16 protein-coding genes are annotated in these 19,853 nt (G+C 65.8%); 12 read left to right on the top strand and 4 right to left on the bottom strand.

Annotated features, from left to right (window positions below; all coding sequences use genetic code 11):
• The first annotated feature begins 50 nt into the window (after positions 1 to 50).
• The 5 genes from DWF74_RS03865 to DWF74_RS03845 all read left to right on the top strand — a co-directional run bounded on the left by DWF74_RS03865 (position 51) and on the right by DWF74_RS03845 (position 6,270).
• Positions 51 to 1,058 carry an ATP-binding protein gene (locus DWF74_RS03865; protein WP_115580388.1) on the top strand — a complete coding sequence of 336 codons (1,008 nt, stop codon included), beginning with the start codon at positions 51 to 53 and terminating at the stop codon, positions 1,056 to 1,058.
• Between the two features lie 53 nt (positions 1,059 to 1,111).
• Complete coding sequence (locus DWF74_RS03860; protein ID WP_115580387.1) at positions 1,112 to 1,711, top strand: vWA domain-containing protein; 600 nt, start codon at positions 1,112 to 1,114, stop codon at positions 1,709 to 1,711.
• Between the two features lie 464 nt (positions 1,712 to 2,175).
• On the top strand, positions 2,176 to 3,822 hold the full coding sequence (locus DWF74_RS03855) for a phospholipase D-like domain-containing protein (protein ID WP_102864888.1): 1,647 nt from the start codon (positions 2,176 to 2,178) through the stop codon (positions 3,820 to 3,822).
• A gap of 133 nt (positions 3,823 to 3,955) precedes the next feature.
• The gene (locus DWF74_RS03850) at positions 3,956 to 5,533 is read left to right on the top strand and encodes a tyrosinase family protein (RefSeq protein WP_115580386.1); all 1,578 of its coding nucleotides are present in this window, start codon (positions 3,956 to 3,958) and stop codon (positions 5,531 to 5,533) included.
• Positions 5,534 to 5,538: 5 nt separating this feature from the next.
• Positions 5,539 to 6,270: a DUF2182 domain-containing protein gene (locus DWF74_RS03845; protein ID WP_115580385.1), complete on the top strand. Its 732-nt coding sequence runs from the start codon at positions 5,539 to 5,541 to the stop codon at positions 6,268 to 6,270.
• Positions 6,271 to 6,348: 78 nt separating this feature from the next.
• Here DWF74_RS03845 and DWF74_RS03840 read toward each other — a convergent pair whose 3' ends face one another.
• The 3 genes from DWF74_RS03840 to DWF74_RS03830 all read right to left on the bottom strand — a co-directional run bounded on the left by DWF74_RS03840 (position 6,349) and on the right by DWF74_RS03830 (position 11,939).
• Positions 6,349 to 8,373, bottom strand: a complete 2,025-nt coding sequence (locus DWF74_RS03840; protein ID WP_115580384.1) for a hypothetical protein — start codon at positions 8,371 to 8,373, stop codon at positions 6,349 to 6,351.
• Between the two features lie 85 nt (positions 8,374 to 8,458).
• Positions 8,459 to 10,195 carry a thiamine pyrophosphate-binding protein gene (locus tag DWF74_RS03835; RefSeq protein ID WP_115580383.1) on the bottom strand — a complete coding sequence of 579 codons (1,737 nt, stop codon included), beginning with the start codon at positions 10,193 to 10,195 and terminating at the stop codon, positions 8,459 to 8,461.
• A complete protein-coding gene (locus tag DWF74_RS03830) occupies positions 10,182 to 11,939 on the bottom strand; it encodes a flavin monoamine oxidase family protein (RefSeq protein ID WP_102864893.1) in 1,758 nt (585 codons plus the stop codon). Before DWF74_RS03830 ends, DWF74_RS03835 begins: the two co-directional genes overlap by 14 nt.
• Before the next feature lie 250 nt (positions 11,940 to 12,189).
• Between DWF74_RS03830 and DWF74_RS03825 the strand changes: the two genes are divergently transcribed.
• The 7 genes from DWF74_RS03825 (at position 12,190) to DWF74_RS03795 (ending at position 19,148) form a co-directional block, all read left to right on the top strand.
• On the top strand, positions 12,190 to 13,092 hold the full coding sequence (locus tag DWF74_RS03825) for a LysR family transcriptional regulator (RefSeq protein ID WP_102864894.1): 903 nt from the start codon (positions 12,190 to 12,192) through the stop codon (positions 13,090 to 13,092).
• A 161-nt stretch (positions 13,093 to 13,253) separates the two neighbouring features.
• The gene (locus DWF74_RS03820; RefSeq protein WP_060839957.1) at positions 13,254 to 14,366 is read left to right on the top strand and encodes a tartrate dehydrogenase; all 1,113 of its coding nucleotides are present in this window, start codon (positions 13,254 to 13,256) and stop codon (positions 14,364 to 14,366) included.
• Positions 14,367 to 14,371: 5 nt separating this feature from the next.
• Positions 14,372 to 15,820 carry an aldehyde dehydrogenase family protein gene (locus DWF74_RS03815; protein WP_115580382.1) on the top strand — a complete coding sequence of 483 codons (1,449 nt, stop codon included), beginning with the start codon at positions 14,372 to 14,374 and terminating at the stop codon, positions 15,818 to 15,820.
• Positions 15,821 to 15,868: 48 nt separating this feature from the next.
• Positions 15,869 to 16,627 carry an SDR family oxidoreductase gene (locus tag DWF74_RS03810; RefSeq protein WP_115580381.1) on the top strand — a complete coding sequence of 253 codons (759 nt, stop codon included), beginning with the start codon at positions 15,869 to 15,871 and terminating at the stop codon, positions 16,625 to 16,627.
• Positions 16,628 to 16,966: 339 nt separating this feature from the next.
• Positions 16,967 to 17,941, top strand: coding sequence for a cyclase family protein (locus DWF74_RS03805; RefSeq protein WP_115580380.1), 975 nt, complete (start codon positions 16,967 to 16,969; stop codon positions 17,939 to 17,941).
• An 81-nt stretch (positions 17,942 to 18,022) separates the two neighbouring features.
• On the top strand, positions 18,023 to 18,535 hold the full coding sequence (locus tag DWF74_RS03800) for a hypothetical protein (protein WP_102864898.1): 513 nt from the start codon (positions 18,023 to 18,025) through the stop codon (positions 18,533 to 18,535).
• Between the two features lie 82 nt (positions 18,536 to 18,617).
• On the top strand, positions 18,618 to 19,148 hold the full coding sequence (locus DWF74_RS03795; RefSeq protein ID WP_115580379.1) for a hypothetical protein: 531 nt from the start codon (positions 18,618 to 18,620) through the stop codon (positions 19,146 to 19,148).
• Here DWF74_RS03795 and DWF74_RS03790 read toward each other — a convergent pair.
• Entirely contained in the window at positions 19,141 to 19,713 is a 573-nt protein-coding gene (locus DWF74_RS03790; RefSeq protein WP_016967597.1) for a LuxR C-terminal-related transcriptional regulator, read from the bottom strand. The genes DWF74_RS03795 and DWF74_RS03790 overlap by 8 nt on opposite strands.
• Between the last annotated feature and the right edge of the window lie 140 nt (positions 19,714 to 19,853).

The following is a 19,853-nucleotide window of genomic DNA, read 5'->3' as shown; positions in this document are numbered from 1 at the left end:
AGCAGTGGCCACCCCCTGATGTTTGCACAACCCTTGAGCGAGACCCCGACATGAGCGACACCCCCCATTTCCCGCTGTCCGCCGTGGTCGGCGCCGAACGCCTGAAACTGGCCCTGTGCCTGACCGCCATCGACCCGAAGATCGGCGGTGTGCTGATCGAAGGCCCGCGGGGCATGGCCAAGTCGACCCTGGCGCGGGGCCTGGCCGATCTCTTGGCCAGCGGCCAGTTCGTCACCTTGCCCCTGGGCGCCACCGAAGAGCGCCTGGTGGGCACCCTGGATTTGGACGCCGCCCTGGGCGAAGGCCGGGCGCAGTTCTCTCCGGGGGTTCTGGCCAAGGCCGACGGTGGTGTGCTCTATGTCGATGAAGTCAACCTGCTGCCTGATCACCTGGTGGACCTGCTGCTGGACGTAGCCGCCAGCGGCACCAACCTGATCGAGCGCGACGGTATTTCCCATCGCCATTCGGCGAAGTTCGTGCTGATTGGCACCATGAACCCGGAAGAGGGCGAACTACGTCCGCAACTGCTGGACCGCTTCGGCCTCAACGTCGCCTTGAGCGGCCAGCCCGCGCCGCAGGAGCGCGGGCAGATCATCCGCCGGCGCCTGGATTTCGACAGCGACCCCCAGGGCTTCTGCGGCCAATGGGCCGAGGCGCAAACGGCGTTGCGCGAGCGTTGCCAGCAGGCCCGAGCGCTGCTGCCGGCCATCGCCCTCGATGACCTGTCCCTGGAGCTGATCACCGAGCGTTGCTTCGCTGCAGGCGTCGACGGCCTGCGCGCCGACCTGGTGTGGTTGCGAGCCGCCCGGGCCCACGCCGCCTGGCGCGGTGCCAGCGCTATCGCCGAGCAAGACATCGACGCGGTCGCCGAGTTTGCCTTGCGCCACCGCCGCCGAGAGACTGCGCCCAGTGCGCCGCAATCGGAGCCCAGCCCCCAGCCGCCGGCGTCAGCCAATGCCAACCCCAGTGAAGGCCAGGGCCAATGGGGCGAAATGCCGGCCCAGGCGTTGCCCACCGGCGCCCGGCGTGAAGTGCCCAGCTGGCCAAAAAAGCCCTAGGCATTCGTCCCCGCACTGATCGGGGGGCGGATGCCAAGCCCCGGGCGGGGCACCTGGATCATGGCCGGCAAGGCAAAGGCCGCGAGGCCCGCGCCGGTTCCATCAACTGGCCCGGCACCTTGCTCAAGGGCCGGCCGCGCTTGCGCCAAGACCTGCTGTTTCGCCTGCGCAGCCGCGCGCCCCATGAACTGTGGCTGGTGATCGTCGACGCCTCGGCCTCGACCCGCCGCCACAGCGCCCTGAGCGACGCCAAGGGCCTGCTGGCACAACTGTTCGACGACGCCTACCGCCAGCGCGCGCGCCTGGCCCTGCTCACCGCCAGCGGCCGCGCACCGAGCTGGCAGGTCCAGGGCCTGAAAGCCTCCCAGGACCTGCGGCACTGGCTCGATAGCCTCGGTGCTGCTGGCGGCACCCCCTTGCCACAAGCCCTGAGCGAAGCGGCCCGGTGGCTGGAGCAGCGTCAGCGGCGCCTGCCGGCGGAACAGCAGCGCGTACTGCTGATCACCGATGGCCGCTTGAAAACCCTGCCGCTGTTGCAGCCCCTGAACTGCCCGACCTTGCTGCTCGACATCGAACGCGGCCCGATCCGCCTGGGCCGCGCCCGCGAACTGGCCACACGCCTCAACGCCACCTACCAACACATCGACCTGTAGCCGCTGCCGCAGGCTGCGAACGGCCCGCAGGGCCGCAAAAAACCTGAGAGCGCTAGAGGTTCGTCAGTCGATCGCCAGGCAAGGCCCTGCGGGCCTTTTCGCAGCCTCGCCGTGGCTCGGCAGCGGCTACAGCCAGTGTCAATCCGGGCTGGTGTAGCCGCTGCCGCAGGCTGCGAACGGCCCGCAGGGCCGCAAAAACCCTGAGAGCGCTAGAGACTCGTCAGTCGATCGCCAGGCAAGGTCTTGCGGACCTTTACGCAGCCTCGCCGAGGCTTGGCAGCGGCTACACCAACCCGAGATTGTAGCCGCTGCCGCAGGCTGCGAACGGCCCGCAGGGCCGCAAAAACCCTGAGAGCGCTAGAGACTCGTCAGTCGATCACCAGGCAAGGTCCTGCGGACCTTTACGCAGCCTCGCCGAGGCTTGGCAGCGGCTACACTGCCTGCGCCAACACAGGAGTGAAGCGATGCGGGTACTGGTGCGTAACGATAAGGACGATTTCCGGGTCAAGGCCTATGCCGGGACCAATGGGGTGTTGCTGGCCATGGATCTGGATGCGTCACGGCGCAAGGGGCTGCTGGGCTTCGCCATCGAGAAGCAGGTCGGCAGCAAGCCCTGGCTGTTTCTGTTCAATAGCCTGACCTTCCCCGGCAAGACCCATACCTTCCCCCAATACAACGCCACCCCCAGCGATCAGGCGCCGCTGCAGAAGTTTCGCTGGGCCGACTACGCGGTCCGCCCCGGCACCACCCTCAACTATCGGGTGCATCTGGCCTACGGCAGCCCCGATGCGCCGCAACTGGGGGAGGCCCTGGAACTGAGCATCACCGCCGACAACGGCCAGCCGCCGGGGCAGCAGGTGATCTTCAACCGTGCCGTGGCCGCCAGCCAGGCCTTCTCGCGCAAGTTTCCGCAACTGGATGCGTTGCTCAGCAACAACAAGAAACTGCCCATCGAATCCTGGCCCGACGCCCCGCGGCAATGGCTGGAAAACGGTCTGCTGGAGGCGCTTCTGGGGTTTATCCAGCGCGCCACGGATGCCAGCTGGAGCCTGGACGTCGCCATCTACGAGTACCAGTTGCAGGCCGTCGTTGACGCGGTCAACGCCGCCTTCGACCGTGGCGTGCACGTGCGGGTGCTGTACCACGCCGGCCCCGGGGACGACGACACCACGCAGAACCAGGCCAGCCTGCAGCACCTGCCCGAGCACAGCAAACGCGGGCGGGTGACCCACGGGATCTTCCATGACAAGTTCATCGTCCTCAGCCGCCTCGACGCCGCCGGCCAGCGTCAGCCCGAAGCGGTGCTCTGCGGCAGCACCAACTTCACCGCCAATGGGGTCTACCGCCAGGCCAATGTGCTGCACAGCCTCGATCACCCGGACATTGCCGGGCGCTATCTACAGGTGTTCGAGCAGATCTGGCAGGCGCCGACGGACGTGGGCGCCACGCGCAAATGGTTGACCCAGGACAATCCCATGCAGCCGGATGCACCGCTGTTCGCCGGTTTTTCTCCGCGCAGGGGGCAGGGCGATCTCAGTGAGTTCGTCGACATCATCAACGGCGCCCGCCGCGACCTGCTGTTCGTCACCGCCTTCGCCTTGCCCGACAGGATTCTCGACGCCTTGCTCGGCCAGCCCCACGACGATGTGCTGCGTTATGGCCTGCAAAACACGGCCAGTCGCATCACCGGCTTCCACGCCGATCGCACCGCCGAGTTTGCCGCCACCGCTTTGCTCAACAAGGGCCTGGAAGGCTGGCTCAAGGAGGGTCTGAAGGGCCAGAGGGGCAACCTGCTGGTGCACACCAAGGCGCTGGTGACCGACTTCACCAGCGAGGCTCCGGTGATCATCAGCGGCAGCCACAACCTCAGCGTCGGCGCCAGCCAGAGCAATGACGAGAACTACCTGATCATCCGTGGCGACACCGATCTGGCGGATCGCTACGGCCTGGAACTGCTGCGCTTCTATGAGCATTACCGGTTTCGCTACTTCGCCAGGCAGTTGGCCCTCAAGCAGGTCCGGCCCCTGGCGGTGGACGACCGCTGGAGCGATGACTATTACCTGGAAGGCGACCTGCGCCAGCTGTCGCGCCTGCGTTTTTCCGGGCGCTGAACCGAGCCGCCGAACGGCCTGCCATCGGTCCGCTTTTACCGGGGCCGGGCAGGCAGATTGATATCACCTGATCTAGCGTTGCCAGCGGAGGAAATTCGTCCTCTGTAGCGCGGTTTTATCAGGGAGATAGGCCATGGTTCATGTTCGGCGTGATGTATGGAAGTTCAACAGCGACTGGGATCACACCTTGCTGTGGTATGTCAAGGCGGTCGGCGTCCTGCAGCAGCGACCGATCACCGATCGCACCAGTTGGCGGTTCCTCGCGGCGATTCACGGGTTTGACGAAGGCATGTGGCGCGACGCCGGTTATCTGCACAAGGGCGAAAAGCTGCCTGACGAAAACGAGCGTCAGCTGTACTGGAACCAATGCCAGCATTCCAACTGGATGTTCCTGCCCTGGCATCGCGGCTACGTGGCGTCCTTCGAGCAGATTGTCCGTGATGCCGTGGTCAAGCTCGGTGGCCCCAAGGACTGGGCGTTGCCGTACTGGAACTACAACCTGGGGCAGAAAGCCTTGCAGCTGCCGTTGTGTTTCGCCGCCCGGACCCTGCCCGATGGTGGTGGCAAGAACCCGTTGTATGTCGAGCGCCGCTACGGTCCCGACGGCGATGGCAAGGTGGTGCTGATAGCCGACTTGATCGGCCTGGGATGCCTGGATGATCCAGTGTTCGAAGGCGGCTACATGGGCAATCCGCCGGGTTTTGGTGGCACCGCCAGCAGCCTGGGCGGGCACAAGAGCGGTATCCGTGGCGGCCTGGAGGCGCGCCCGCACAATATCGTGCATACCGAAGTGGGGGGTGAGGACCAGGTGACGCCGGTGCCTGCGGGCCAGCAGCCGGCTCAGGGCTTGATGAGCTACCCGCAGACGGCGGCCCTGGACCCGATTTTCTGGCTGCACCACGCCAATATCGACCGCCTCTGGCAGGTCTGGCTGGACAGCAACCAGGAGCACCAGAACCCTGATGTGCCCGACTGGTACAACGGCCCGACCGGCCTGAACCGGCCCTTTGTCGTGCCCACCGTCAGCGGGCAACCGTGGAAATTCAAGGTGGCGCAGATGCTCGACACCCAGGCCCCCGGTCTCGACTATCGCTACGACACCAGCACCGCCGCCAAGCCCGACGTCCATCCACTGCACCAGCGGCTGGTGCGCCTGGGGTTGGCGGTCGATCAAGTGCAGCAGTTCTCTACCCAGGGGCTACTGATGAGCAATCAGCAGAGCAGTGAATTGATCGGCGCCAATCAGGCACCCCTGGACCTCGTCGGCCGTTCGACAGAGACCCGGGTGGTACTGGACAAGGCCAGTACACAGAAGGTGTTCAGCAGCCTCAAGTCGAACCTGTTGGCCGCCGACCTGACCCCTCCGGACCGGGTCTTTCTCAACCTGGAGAACATCCGCGGCAAACGCGATTCGATCGTGTTGCAGGTCTATATCAACCTGCCACCGGGCGCTGACCCGGCCGAGCATCCGCAACTGCGTGCCGGTGTGCTGTCGTTGTTCGGCCTGTGCCAGGCCTGCCGGGCGGACGGTGATCACGGTGGCCAGGGCATCACCGAGGTGTTTGAAATCACCGACATCATCGATGCCTTGCACTTGAACGGCATCACCTCGGCGGATCAGCTGGATGTTCGTTTCATCTCCAAGACTCCGGTCCGTCCGGAGGATCAGGTGACGGTCGCGCGGGTCAGCCTCACGCGGTTGGGAGGCTGAGGGGCGTGAAGGGCCATCTGCAGCGCCTGGGGCGTGGTGCGGTGCCTTGGTTGCTGCTGGCCAGCCTCTGCGGTTGGGGATGGTTGCTGGGATCGACGGCGCTGCTGTCGATCCCGGCGTTCTGCGGCAGCCTGCCGTTGGCCGGTTATGCCCTGGGCTGGCAGGGCATCGAGCAGGCGCTGCTGTTCAACCCTCCGGGGCCGCTGTTGCTGGCCTGGCTGCTGATGCTGCTGGCCATGACGCCGTTGTTGCTGGTGCAGCCACTGAGGTACGTCTGGCACCGCAGCCTGCGGCGCAAGCGCTGGCAGGCGGTGAGTCTGTTCGTGCTGGGTTTTGTCGCGGTCTGGAGCGTGATGGGGTTGGTGTTGCTGGGGCTGGTGGTGGTAACCCGACTCTGGTTGGGGCTGTCGTCCCTGCCGAGCCTGGGGGCGGCCCTGGCCCTGTGCCTGCTGTGGCAGGCGTCGCCGTTCAAGCAGCACTGCCTGAACCAGTGTCACCGGCAACCGCGAATCGCCGCCTTCGGTTGGCGCTTTGTCCGTGACTGCCTGGGGTTCGGGGTGACGCTCGGAAGTTGGTGCGTGGGTTCCTGCTGGCCGCTGATGTTGTTGCCGCTGCTGGTGGAGCAGGGCCACCTGTTGTTGATGCTGTTGTGCACCCTATGGATGCTCTACGAACGCCTGTTACGGCCGCGACCGGCGCAATGGTACTGGCCGTTGGCCCTGCGCCGGCGCCCGTGAAGCAGGTCCCGTCCGGCCACAGGGGGCACAGCGCCCGGCCCGGCGTTGCAACGGGGGCAGGCGCTGGGCAGCCTGTGGCTAGAGCTTGGGCGCCGGGCTTACCGTGGCATTGCGCCAGGCGGTTTGCAGTTGCTCCTCGAGCAACGCCGGGACCTGTTTGCCGGGCTGGTTTTCCAGGCTCAACTTCAGGCCGTTGAGGGAGCGGCCGCTGAGGCGGTTGCCCGCCAGATCCTCACGAAACACCTGTTCCGCCTCGGCATAGCGTTTCTGCGCCAGCAAGGCATAACCCAGGGACTCGCGCAGGGTGTAGTACCAGTCCGGCGGCTCGTTGTAGGCCAGGGCGTCTTGCACCTCCACTGCCTTGCGCCAGGCGGCAATCTGCTGCTGGCCGGCATCGCCGGTCAGGGCCTGCAGGTCAGCGTTGAGGCCCTCTTTGGCGTTGTTGAATACCTGGTTGCCCAGGTTTTTGAGGGCTGCGAGATCCAGTGGGCCGGCGGCACGGGTCAGGGCGCGGTCGAGCAGGGTCAGGTTGGCGATGCGCAGCAGCTGCAGCGCGGAATTGTTGCCATATTGCAGGGCGTCCTTGCCGGTCAGGGGCTGGGGCGAGGCGGCGACCGCCTGCCAGAAACCCTTGAGGGCATCGCGGGCCTGGTCCTGGTTGAGGTTCTGGGCGCTCAGTTGCCGGTACGCCAGGGCATAGGCCTTCATCAGCTGGGTGTAGGGCTTGGTCAAGTCCTGCCAGGGCTTGTCCGTTCCCTGGTTGGCCTCGCGGCAGGTCTGGTTGAGGGTGGCCAGGCCGGCGTCGATCTTCGGCTCGATCCGTGCCAGGGCGTCCCAGTCCTCGAAGCGCACGGCGAAGTAGTAGGGCACCGCGTAGAAGTAGTCGCTCTTGGTCTTGAGCTCTTCGGGGTACTGCTGGCAAAGGAAGGGCACGGCCGCGTAGCGGGTGGTGTTCTCCACCAGTTCCTCGGCCATGTTCATGGATTCGTTCTGCCGGCCTTCGATGGACAGTGTCCAGGTCAGGAAGTGGATGTTGTGCCCCAGGTAGTGCAAGGCATAGGGGCTTTGCGGCTGGACCTGATGGGCGTAAGCGCGGTCCACCGAGACGGCGGTGTAGTTGGCCACGCTGGCCAGGTTGTTGTTGCCGGTGCGCTGGTAGATGTGCGAGGCCATGTGCACCAGATGGCCGATGGCCGGGTTCTGGTCGCGGAAGCGATTGGCCATGGGCAGGCCGCTGTCGGGGAAGGGTGATTCCTCGATGGCGTGGATGTAGAAGTGATTGGCCCCGGTGTGCTGCTGGTCCTGGACCAGCACCCGGTTGAGCACTTGCAGGGCCTCGTAGGCGGCGTCGGTCGGCTTGACCTGATTGGATACGGCCTCGGTGCCGTCCCACCATTTCCACGGGTCGCGGCTGAGCAGGGCGTCGGCGTACAGGGTCGCGGCATCGAGGTCGTCAAAGTAGTCTTCCGACAGTTTTTTCATGGAGTCGGCGTAGCGCTTGTTGCCCTCATCGCCGAGGCTGACCTGGCCGTCCTTTTCGCTATACAGGCTCAGCAGCGCCTTGGCGTAGTCCACCTCGCGCTGCAGCTGACGCTGGCTGAAGGCGGCTTGTGCGGCGCTGTCCTTGAGCCGGGCGCTGGCGTGCTCCAGGGCGATCTGAACCGAGCGGTAGGCCAACTGGTTGCAACCGGTGGTGGCGACACTGTTGATGTTGGAGTTGGCCGACAGCGCGATGCCCCAATAGGGCATGGCCGAGCCTTCGTCGAAGCGGCTGGCCTGATAGAAGGCGCGGATCGCTGCCGAGAAATTGAAACCGTATTGCAGGGCCATGCCCTGGCTGTAGAAGGCCTGGACCTGCTCCGGCTGCTTGAGGCTGACCAGGGGGTAACGGGTGCCGCCCAGGCCCGAGAGCAGTTGGTCGCCCTCGGTGTCCTGGGGGCTGACGCATTTGTGCAGCACTTGCAGGTAGGGCGTGTCCGGCGGCACCGGGGTGAAGCCGCCACTGTGTTCATCGCTGCCGTGGTTCATGGTGTGGGCCAGGGCGCTGGCGCTGGCCAGCAGCAGGCCGGCGGCCAGGGTCGAGCGCAGGAAGGGGACGTCCATGCTGTGTTGCTCCTTGCAGGAATCGCTGGGTGGAGCCGGCTTGCCGAGGCGTGGGCGGGCAAGCCGGCTCCTGCAGCGCGAGGGTTCAGTCGTTGTCGTTGTCGTGGCTGTGACGGGCGACGAACGACGGGCCGTCCGGCTTGGCCAGGCGCTTGATCTGCGGTGCCAGGTCCTGCCGGGGAATCACCACCTGGATCAGCGCCGGGCGGTCCTTGATCTGCAGCAGTTGCGGCAGCAACTGTTCCAGCCCGGCCCGGGTCGAGACCTTGAAACCCTCGGCGCCAAACCCCTTGGCCAGGGCCAGGTAGTCCCAGGTCGGCAGGGTGTCGAACGGGGCGAACTGGCCGCCGGGTTCGAAGGCGTCGATATCGACGAAAGCCTGTTCGATGGCGTAGACCTCGTTGCTCATGACGAACACCAGGGCGTTGATCCGGTTGCGTGCCAGGGTCGACAGCGACTGGCAGATCATCATGAAGCCGCCGTCGCCGGCCACCACGATCGGCCGCCGACCGCTGCCCATGGCCACCCCCAGGGCGCAGCCGGTTTCGTGGCCCAGGGAACCCCAGATGGCATCGGCGACAAAGCTGTCCCGAGGCAGGCCGTTGATGTTGCTGGCGGCATACAGGGCCGAGCTTTCACCGAGGATCAGGCTGCTGCCCGGCCACAGGTTCTGTTGCCGGGCAAAACCGTCGAGGATCTCCAGGAACAGGTCATAACCCAGTGCATCGTCGGGTGCGCCCTGTTGCAGTTGCGGCGGGCGCGCGGGTTCCGGAGCGTGGTTGCGCAGGGGGTAGTCGCTGTCCAGGCCCAGGGCCCCCAGCAGCCGTTGCACGTACTCCGGCAGCGGTACGTGGGGGTAGTACTGCAGGCCGGTGCGGGCCAGTTGGCTGTTGACCAGGATGATCCGGCTGAAGTCCTGGTTCAGCAGTTGCAGGTAGTCGTCGGTGAAGATCACCCCCAGGGCGAGGATGCAGTCCACGTCCCGCATGAAGGCCTGGGTCCACAGGCGCGAAGCGGTGCCGGCGTAGGTGCCGATGAACTGCGGGTGACTTTCGTCGACCACGGTCTTGGCTTCCAGGCTGGTGGTGAAGGGCAGGCCGCTGGCCTCGATCAGGCGCATTACCTGCTCCTGCAGGCCGTAGCGGGCCACCTCGATGCCGAGCATGATCAGCGGCGAGCGGGCGCTGCCCAGGCGCAGCAGGCTGGCCTCGATGGCGGCGCGCATCGAGTCCTCGTCGCAGCGGGCGGGCAGCGGTTGCAGTTCGCCCTGAGGGCGCGGGCAAGGTTCGCCCCAGACGTTCTGCCAGGCTTCCAGGTAGATCGGCCGGCGCTCGCTGATGGCCTTGACCAGCGCCTCGTCGATCAGCGCCGGGGCGCGCAGGCTGTCGTCAAGAATCAGGCTGGCCACGGTCACCGGCTCGAAGACCTTGCGGCCCACGTCCAGATCACCGGTGGAGTGGTGGAACAGCACGTCCTGGGACCAGATCAGGTCGCGGTTCTGCGCCGACGGGCTGGCGCTGATCAGCACCAGCGGATTGCGTTCGACATAGGCGCCGGCAATGGCATTCAGAGCACTGAAGGTGCCGACGCTGTATTGCAGCGATACCGCGCCGATCCCGGTGTAACGGGCATAGCCGTCGGCCGCGTAGGCGGCGGCCATCTCGTTGACTTCGCCCACCGCGTCGATGCCGTCGAAGTCGTCCAGGGCCGACATGAAGTGCGAGACGTAGTCCCCCGGCACCTGGAACACCTTGGTCAGGCCCAGTTGCTGCAGGCGGGTCAGCAGGTAGTCGGCGACGCTGAAGGGGTCATTGCTGGCCATGGGCGATCCCCTCGTAGGCGAACTGGGTGACGCCGTCCAGGGTCTTGGCGCAGTTCTGGCAGGGCAGCGGCTGGTCGCCGGGCAGGGTGCAGCCGTCCGGGGTCGGCACCGGCAGCAGGGCATAGTCCTTGGGCAGCCAGTTGGGGCGCTTGAGGCCAAAGAAATCCTGCAGGGTCGACTCGGCCACGGTCAGCGCGCCTTCCACCCAGCCCTGGCCCATGGAGTAGGCCTCGCCGACGATATGGATCTGCTGGTCGGCCACCGGCTTGCGCATGCGGCACAGGATCTGGTCGATCCGGTAGTTGGCCTTCCATTCGTGCCAGCCGCCGCCATAGGGATCGGCATCCCAGGCATGGTAGACCGCCGAGTAGGGGCGTGGCAGCTCCACCTGGTCATGCAGTTGAGTGACTTGCATCTGCGCCACCCGGACCATTTCGTCGCTGACCTGGAACTCGCTTTTGGGCACCACTGCTGCGGCTTGCAACTGCCCGGCGAGGCTGGCCGGTACATGGCCGACAAAGGGCGCACCGCCTTCGAGGCCTTTCCAGAAGGGCACGGTGCCGATGTCGTTGTAGGAGGCCATCAACAGCGAGTTGAGATTCGGCTGGCCGCCGGGCTGTTCGCACTCGGTACCCATGTAGTAGACCTGGCGCACCGGCAGGTCGGTGACCGAGCGCCCGGCCACCAGCCCGAGGCTGCGCCACCAGGGCTGTTCGTAGGCCAGAAACAGCTTGAACGCCGACTGCATCAGCACCGAGCCGAGGTTCTCCTTGAGCCAGGGATCGTCGAACAGCGGCGCATCGATCAGCTCCAGGGCACGACGGGGCATGGCCAGGATGATCTGCTTCGCCTTGACCACCTGGCTGCCGTCGATGTCCCGGGTGCTGCCCTGTTCGGTGACGGTGCTCTGGAAATGCAGGCGATAGGGGAAGTCGCGGTCCTTGGCGTAGCTGATCTGCACCAGGCGCTGGTTCATCTGCACCCGTTGCGCACCGGGCAAGATTCCCGGCAGCTTGCGGAACTTGGCCTCGAGGGTCAGGGGCAGGCTCTGGAAACCCTTGGTCAGGGTGAGGAACTCGGTGTCGTCGCTGTATTCGGTGGCGGGCAACTGGGTGACCGCGCTGGCGTTGGCGACGTTGGCGTCGTAGCCGCCGGCGTCCTTCATGAACTGGTAGCCCTCATTGCTCATGACCCGGTACAGCAGGTCCCAGAAGCCGTAGCGCCAGATTTCCTTGCCGAACACCTTGACCTGCATCTGCTGGCACAGGCTGAGCTGGTCGAAGCCCGGGTAGACGTAGTTCATCACCTTGACTTGCAGGTCCTCGGGGCCGAAGCCGCGCTCGGACCAGGCCAGGTCGTAGGGGATCTTGTGTGGCGCTTCCTTGAAGTCGCGATAACGAAAGCGCTTGCCCCGCAGGTAGAACAGGTTGTTCAGCGAGCCCACCGGGGGCGGCGCGCCCATGGGGAATTTCTGGCTTGGCAAGCGCAACTGCTTGACCAGGCTGTCCACCAGCACATGGCCGGTGGGGCCGGGGATATAGCGCATGCCGCCGACTTCCGCGACCACGTTGGGCAGCCCCGGCAGGTTGATGCTGAACAGCCGGCCGCCGATCCGGTCGCCGTATTCGAACAGGCCGATACGCAGTTTTTCACCTTGTTCATGCTGCAGGCGCCAGGCGCTGTAGGTGCCGGACACACCCCCACCGACCACCGCGACATCGAGTTCGAGTTCTTGAGGTTTCATGCTGAAGTCCTTTTCGCTGGGAGGCGGACAGGGAGGTCCGTCGCGACCAGTATTGTCCAGTTTTGGCGAAATGCCAGTTTGCCATTAGTGCATGTTTCGGCCCGTGTGTACGGGGCTTTTACGATGATTGTCGGACAATATGCGGGCCTGCTGGCGGGGCGCTCTGGGAGGGGCTTGAAGCGTCGCAGCAGCGTTGGACAGGGCGGCGCCAACTGCGTAGTTTTCACACACTGCGCACAAGGACTCCGCCATGTCTCCGGACCTGACTTCCATCGAGCTGTTTCTCAAGGCCCTGACCCTGGGCAACCTGTCCCGGGCCGCCGAGCAGTCGCACCTGTCGCTGTCGGCCGCCAGCCGGCGTCTGTCGCTGCTGGAGCAACACTTCAAGGTGGCGCTGCTGACCCGCACCTCCACCGGGGTGCAACCGACGGCGGCGGGGCAGGCGCTGGCCGAACATGCCCGCAGCCTCCTGCGGGCGGTGGATGTGATGCACGCTGACCTGGCCGACTTTGCCAAGGGCGCCACCGGCCGGGTCAGCCTGTACGCCAACAGCTCGGCGATGAGCCAGGAACTGCCCCGGCAATTGACCCAGTGGAGCGAGCTGCACCCGGGGATTCGCGTGGACATCCGCGAAGAGCGCAGCCGCGAGATTCTTCTGGCGGTGCGCGACGGCATCGCGGATGTGGGCATCGTCACCACCTTGCCCCAGGCCCGGGACCTGCACTTCAAGCCCTATTGCCGTGACCGTCTGTGCCTGATCGTGCCCCAGGCTCATCCGTTCAAGATGAGCCATGCGCGCTTCCAGGACTTGCTGGGCTACGACTTCGTCGGCCTGGAAGACAACGCCGCCATCACCCCATTGATCACCGAGGCTGCGGCCGCGGTGAGCATGCCCTTGCGCCTGCGGGTGCAGGTGCGCAGCTTCGAGGCGGTGTGCCGGCTGATCGCCGCCGGGCAGGGCGTGGGGGTGCTACCCCAGGGCGCGGTGCAGATCTTTCGCAAGGAGATGGCCTTGCGTTTTATCGAAATCGACGATGCCTGGGCCGATCGTCAGATGTTCCTCTGCCGACGCCGGGAGCAACCGTCCCTGGCCAGCCGCGAGCTGTTCGACTACCTGGCTGACTGCGATCGCAGCGCGGCGCCGCCGCCCTAGTCGCGGCCCCCTGGCTGCCTGGCGCCGCGAGCCTTCGAATTTTGCGAAGGCGGTTTCCACAATGAGCAATTCCCCTGGGCGCTTCCCCATGCCCAGAATGGGCTCGCCCGTACGCTTGACCTGCCTCGATAACAACAACACGTCAGACCAGGAGAGACGGCTTGTCCAGGATCAATCCCGCTGTAAAACCTCCCCATCGCATCGCGGTGATCGCCGGTGACGGCATCGGCCGCGAGGTGGTTCCCGAAGGCTTGCGCGTGCTGGAAGCCGTCAGCCGGCGCTTCGGCATCGCCTTGCAGTTCGATCATTTCAATTGGTGCAGCGAGCACTACCAGGCCCACGGCAGCATGATGCCCGAGGACTGGGCCGAGCAGATCGGCGACCACGAGGCGATCTTCTTCGGCGCCGTCGGCGCGCCGGATATCGTCCCTGACCATATTGCAGTCTGGGATTCGCTGCTGAAGATCCGCCGCCAGTTCGATCAATACGTGAATATCCGTCCGGTGCGGCTGATGCCCGGGGTGCCGTGCCCGCTGGCCGGGCGGGTGCCGGGGGATATTGATTTCATCGTGGTGCGGGAAAACACCGAAGGCGAATACTCCAGCGTCGGCGGGCGGATGTGGGAGGGCACCCCGCGGGAGATTGCCTTGCAGGAGTCGGTGTTCTCCCGTCACGGCGTGGACCGGGTGGTGAAGTACGCCTTCGAGCTGGCCAGCCGCCGGCCCCGGCGCAACCTGGTGGCGGCCACCAAGTCCAATGGCATCGCCATCACCATGCCGTTCTGGGACGAGCGGGTGGAGGCGCTGGCCAAGGCCTACCCCGAGGTCGACACGCGCAAGTTCCACATCGACATCCTCTGCGCGCATTTCGTCCAGCACCCGGACTGGTTCGATGTGGTGGTGGCTTCCAATCTGTTCGGCGACATCCTCTCCGACCTGGGCCCGGCCTGCACCGGCACCATCGGCATCGCGCCCTCGGCCAACCTCAACCCGGAGCGTCTGTACCCTTCGCTGTTCGAGCCGGTGCATGGCTCGGCGCCGGATATCGCCGGGCTGGGGGTGGCCAACCCGATTGGTCAGATCTGGTCGGCGGCGCTGATGATCGAGCACCTGGGGCAGGGGGATGAGCTTTACCAGCGAGCCGCGGCGGCGATTGTCCAGAGCATCGAGACGGTGCTCGCCGAAGGCCCGCGCACCCGGGAAATGGGTGGCAACGCCAGCACCGTGGAAGTCGGGCGGGCGATTGCCGAGTGTCTGGCTGGCAACAGGAGCTGATGAAAATGAGCCTCGAACACTACATCGACAACCAATGGCAAGCCTCGTCCTGGGCCGAGGACATTCCGGTACTCGACCCCAGCACCGGCATCGCCTACGCGCGTATCGCCCGGGGCACCGCCGAGGACATCGACCTGGCGGTGCAGGCCGCGCAACGGGCCCTGGGTGACAACTTCGATGGGCCTTGGGGCGGCCTGTCGGCCCTGGAGCGCGGGCGCTTGCTGGCGCGCCTGGGCCAGGCGGTGCTGGAGCACCACGAAGAGCTGGCGCAGATCGAGGCCCGGGACACCGGCAAGGCGCTGAAGGTGGCCCGGGCCGACGCCACGGCCCTGGCGCGCTACTTCGAGTACTACGCCGGGGCCGCCGACAAGCTTCACGGCGACACCTTGCCCTACCAGGCCGGCTACACCGTGCTCACGGTTCGCGAGCCCCATGGCGTCACCGGGCACATCATTCCCTGGAACTACCCGATGCAGATCTTCGGCCGCAGTGTCGGTGCCGCCCTGGCGGCGGGCAACGCCTGCGTGGTCAAGCCCGCCGAGGACGCCAGCCTGTCGCTGCTGCGCCTGGCGGAACTGGCGGCCCAGGTGGGGTTTCCGGCGGGCACGATCAACGTGGTCAGCGGCTACGGCCACGAAGCCGGCGCGGCGTTGTGCGCTCATCCCGGCATTGCGCATATCTCCTTTACCGGTTCCACCGGCACCGGCGCCCGGGTGGCCAAGGCGGCGGCCGAACGGCATTGCCCGGTGACCCTGGAACTGGGGGGCAAGTCGCCGCAGATCGTCTTTGCCGACGCCGATGTGGAGCGCGCGCTGCCGGTGCTGATCAACGCCATCGTGCAGAACTGCGGGCAGACCTGTTCCGCCGGCAGCCGCCTGCTGGTGCAGCGCAGCCTCTATGAACCGCTGCTGGAACGCCTGGCCCAGTGCTTTGGCCAACTGCGCGCCGGGCCCTCGGAGCTGGACCTGGACATGGGCCCGCTGATCAATCAGAAGCAGCTGCGCCAGGTGCGCGAATTCGTCCGCGAAGCCGAGGCCGCCGGCATCCCGGTGGCGGCGCGCGGGCAGGTGGTGGCCGAGGCCGGCAGCGGCGGCTACTTCCACGAGGCGGTGCTGTTTCGCGATGTGCCGCCAGACAGCCGCCTGGCCCGAGAGGAGGTGTTCGGCCCGGTGCTGGCGGTGCTGCCCTTCGAGGACGAGGCCGAAGCCATTCGCCTGGCCAACGACAGCGCCTTCGGCCTGGTGGCCGGGGTCTGGACCCGGGACGGTGCGCGGCAGTTGCGCATGGCCCACAAGCTGCGCTGCGGCCAGGTGTTCATCAACAACTACGGCGCCGGTGGCGGTGTCGAACTGCCCTTCGGCGGGGTCAAGGCCAGTGGGTATGGCCGGGAGAAGGGCTTCGAGGCACTGCTGGGTTTCACCACCTTGAAGACCATCGCCATTCGCCACGACTGACGGCCGCCACGACGGCGGCCCATAACAACAAAAACAGGAGTCACTTCCATGCGTCTAGCCAACAAGACTGCCATCGTCACCGGCGCCGGTTCCGGCTTTGGTGAGGGGATCGCCAAGACCTTCGCCCAGCAGGGCGCCCGGGTCATCGTCGCCGACATGAACGCCACGGGCGGCCAGCGGGTAGTGGACGAGATCCGCGCCGCCGGCGGTCAGGCCCACTTCATCGAGGTCAACGTGGCCCAGGACGCCAGCGTTGGCGCCTTGCTGCGCAACACCCTGGAGCACTACGGCGGCCTGGACATCGTGGTCAACAACGCCGGCACCACCCACCGCAACCGGCCGATGCTGGAAGTCGACGAGGCCGAGTTCGACCGGGTGTTTGCGGTCAACGTGAAAAGCATCTATCTGAGCGCCAAGCACTTCGTGCCGCATTTTCGCGGCCAGGGCGGCGGGGTGTTCATCAACATTGCCTCCACCGCGGCGATCCGGCCGCGCCCGGGGCTGGTCTGGTACAACGGCAGCAAGGGCGCGGTGGTAGTGATGAGCAAGACCATGGCCGCCGAGCTCGGGCCGGACAACATCCGTGTCAACTGCGTCAACCCGGTGGTCGGCGCCACGGCCCTGCTCAGTGAGTTCATGGGCGTGCCGGACACCCCGGAAAACCGCCAGAAATTCATGGCCACCATTCCCCTGGGGCGCTTCTCCACCCCCCAGGACGTGGCCAACGCCTGCCTGTACCTGGCCTCTGATGAAGCGGCGTTCATCACCGGCACCTGCCTGGAAGTGGATGGTGGACGTTGCGTCTGATGATCTGTAAAACCCTCCAGGCCCGCGGGTAATCCGTGCTTTGTGTAGCCGCTGCCGCAGGCTGCGAACGGCCCGCAGGGCCGCACAGTTCCAGCGGGCGCCGGGGCTTGACGGTTGATCGCCAGGCAAGGCCCTGCGGGCCTTTTCGCAGCCTCGCCGTGGCTCGGCAGCGGCTACAGCCAGTGTCAATCCGGGCTGGTGTAGCCGCTGCCGCAGGCTGCGAACGGCCCGCAGGGCCGCACAGTTCCAGAGGGCGCCTGGGCTTGACGGTTGATCACCCAAGCAAGGCCCTGCGGGCATTTTCGCCCGCTTCAACCCAATCAATGGAGTGCATTCGACATGTGTGGGATCGATAACGACAAGCACCACCCCAATACCAAGCAGCTGCTTGAAGGCCTGCCAAAGAACTGGGGCAAGTGGGGCCCGGACGACGAGGTCGGTGCCCTCAACTACCTGCAACAGGCCGAGGTGCTGCGCGGTGTCGCCGCGGTGCGCCAGGGCAAGACCTTCACCCTGCAGGTGCAGATCGGCCACCCCGGCGGCGACCCGATGTGGCCGGCGCGCAACCCCTCGATGCGCTTCAACACCCTGGACCGCAGCCACTATCAGGCCGGCAAGCAGCCGTCGATGACCGGCGGTGCCGAGTACTGCGACGACGTGATCTTCATGCAACTGCAGGGCTCGACCCAGTACGACGCCTTGGGCCACGCCTGGTACGACAACCAGTTGTGGAACGGCTACGACGCCAGCAGCACCGTCGGCGGCATGGCCAAGGCCAGCGTGCTGCCGATTGCCGAGCGCGGCGTGGTGGGCCGCGCAGTGCTGATCGACATGGCCCGGCACCGCGGCAAGAAGTACCTGGGCCGCGGCGAGACCTTCAATCACCTGGATCTGCTGGCCGCCGCCAAGGCCCAGGGCGTGGCCATCGAGAAGCGCGACATCCTGATCATCCGCACCGGCTCCATGGGCGCCTTCTACGAGTACGGCAAGACCGAGTTCTTCAAGGACCTGGTGGAGCCCGGGCTGACCTACAGCCGCGAACTGGTGGACTGGTTCAACCAGATGGAGATCCCCAACCTGGTCACCGACACCATCGCCAACGAAGTGATCACCGACCCGGTGTCCGGTGTGCAGATCCCGCTGCACTGCGCGCTGATGCGCAACCTGGGGATCGCCTTCACCGAGATCGTGCTGCTCGAAGACCTGGCCGAGGATTGCGCCGCCGACGGCCAGTGGACCTTCCTCTACACCGCTGCGCCGTTGAAGATCGTCGGCGGCAGCGGGGCACCGGTGAACCCCATCGTCATCAAGTAGGCGGCGCTTGCTGGTGGAGAGGCGGGCGCAGGGTTTATCCTGCGCGCCCTCACCAAGACCGATAGGGATCATCGACCGATCATGCATGACGATTCGCACTCGCCGGACTGCAGCTGCTGCCTGGATCACGCCAATGCCCATCAGGGCGTACTCGATACCCTGGAGTTGATGGCCGACCACCCCGAGGCCAGCGAGGACGACATCGTCCAACTGCTGCAGGCGCGTGGCTACTCGGCCATCGCCGCGGAAAAACTCAACGCCTTCGTGCCATCGGCCCTGGCCTGGATCGTGCTCAAGCGCCTGGGGGTGAAACACCTGCCCAACCACTTCATCGCCCTGGATGAGGAGGGTGAGGAGGTCCGGGTTCCGGTGGCCGACCAGCATTACTTCACCGCCGCGCTGACCTTGGCCTACAACACCTTCGAAAACGGCTGGAGCGAGGTGCTGCCGCGCAAGACCTACGAAATGGTGGCTGGCCGCAGCGCCGAAATGGCCATGGCCAACGAGGCGCTGTATGCCGGGGAGTCCCTGCAGGGGTCCACCCTGGAGCCCGTGCAACTGCTGCGTCTGGATGCCCGGGCGGCGCTTGAGTAAGCGCCCGGACACTGGCGGGCCGCAGGTCATGGGGTTACCCTGCGGCTGTTTTTTTTGAGACCGATATGGACCTTCGCCTCCCGTGACCGATACCTGCCCGCCCAACTGCGCGCATTGCGCCGAATACCCCGACCACCAGACCGCCCACCAGGCCGTGGTCGAAGCCCTGCAAGTGATGGGCGCCCACCCCAAGGCCAGCGAAGACGAGATCGTGCAGATGCTCCAGGCCCGTGGCTACTCGGCCATCGTCGCCGAGAAGCTCAACGCCTTCGTGCCCTCGGCCCTGAGCTGGCCGCTGCTCAAGCGCCTGGGGGTGGAGACCTTCGTCGGTCACTTCGTCGCCTACGACGACAATGACCAGGAGGTGCAGATCCCGGTTTCCAGCCAGCACTATTTCACCGCCGCGCTGATGCTGGCCTACAACACGCTCGAAGCCGGCTGGAGCGAGGAGTTGCCCCACGGCACCTTTGTCAGCGTGACGCAACACAGCGCCGAGATGAACGCGGCGAACAAGGTGCTGAACCAGGGCGGCAGCCTGGAGGGCGGGACGATCGGGCCCTTGAAGTTGCTGCGGCTGAGCGCCAGCGAGGTGCTGGGGCAAGCCCCTAGCTGATGTAGATGATCTTCGACACCAGCTCGGCGCTGTTCTTGGCCTGCAGCTTCTTCATCAGGCGGGCGCGGTGTACCTCCACCGTGCGGTGGGAAATCGCCAGTTTGCGCGCCACTTCCTTGCAGGTCAGGCCGTTGACGATGTGCAGCGATATCTCGCGCTCGCGTGGGGTCAGGCGCACGGTTGGCGCCAGTTGCCGGTCCAGGCGTTCGAAGTGCCAGATCATCAGCCCGAACGGATCGTCCGGGGTCAGGGAAAAGCCGTGGGCCCGGGCCCAGAACACCTCGCCATTGCGGTGCTGCATGAAGCGTTCGTCGGTATAGGACGCGCCCTGGCCGTTGCGCAGCCAGTGTTCGCTGCGTTCGCCAATGCTCTGGTAATCGGCCTGGGAGGGGTACAGCAACAGGGTCAGGTGATCCAGCAGCTGTTCGCGCTCATAGCCGAACAGGCGCAGGAAGGCCTGGTTGCAATCGAGCATGCGCCGATGCCCGGTGATCAACTGCGGTGCGGGGGAAACCTGGAAGGCCAGGCGCTCTAGGTCCTGGAGCTGCTGGGCATATACGGTCATGGGGCATCCTGCCTCGTGGAAGTCGGTGCGCCGCTCTGGCGAGCGGGGTACTACTTACTGCTGTACGTAGTTGCCCCAACTAGCGTCTGATTTCGGCGCTCGCCATTGTAGGGAATGCCCGCTTCAAGCACAGAAGAAAA

This window comes from Pseudomonas protegens, assembly GCF_003363755.1.
Lineage (GTDB): Bacteria > Pseudomonadota > Gammaproteobacteria > Pseudomonadales > Pseudomonadaceae > Aquipseudomonas > Aquipseudomonas danubii.
The sequence above is the reverse complement of the archived record's forward strand: the minus strand, read 5'-3'. Positions and strand labels throughout refer to the sequence as shown.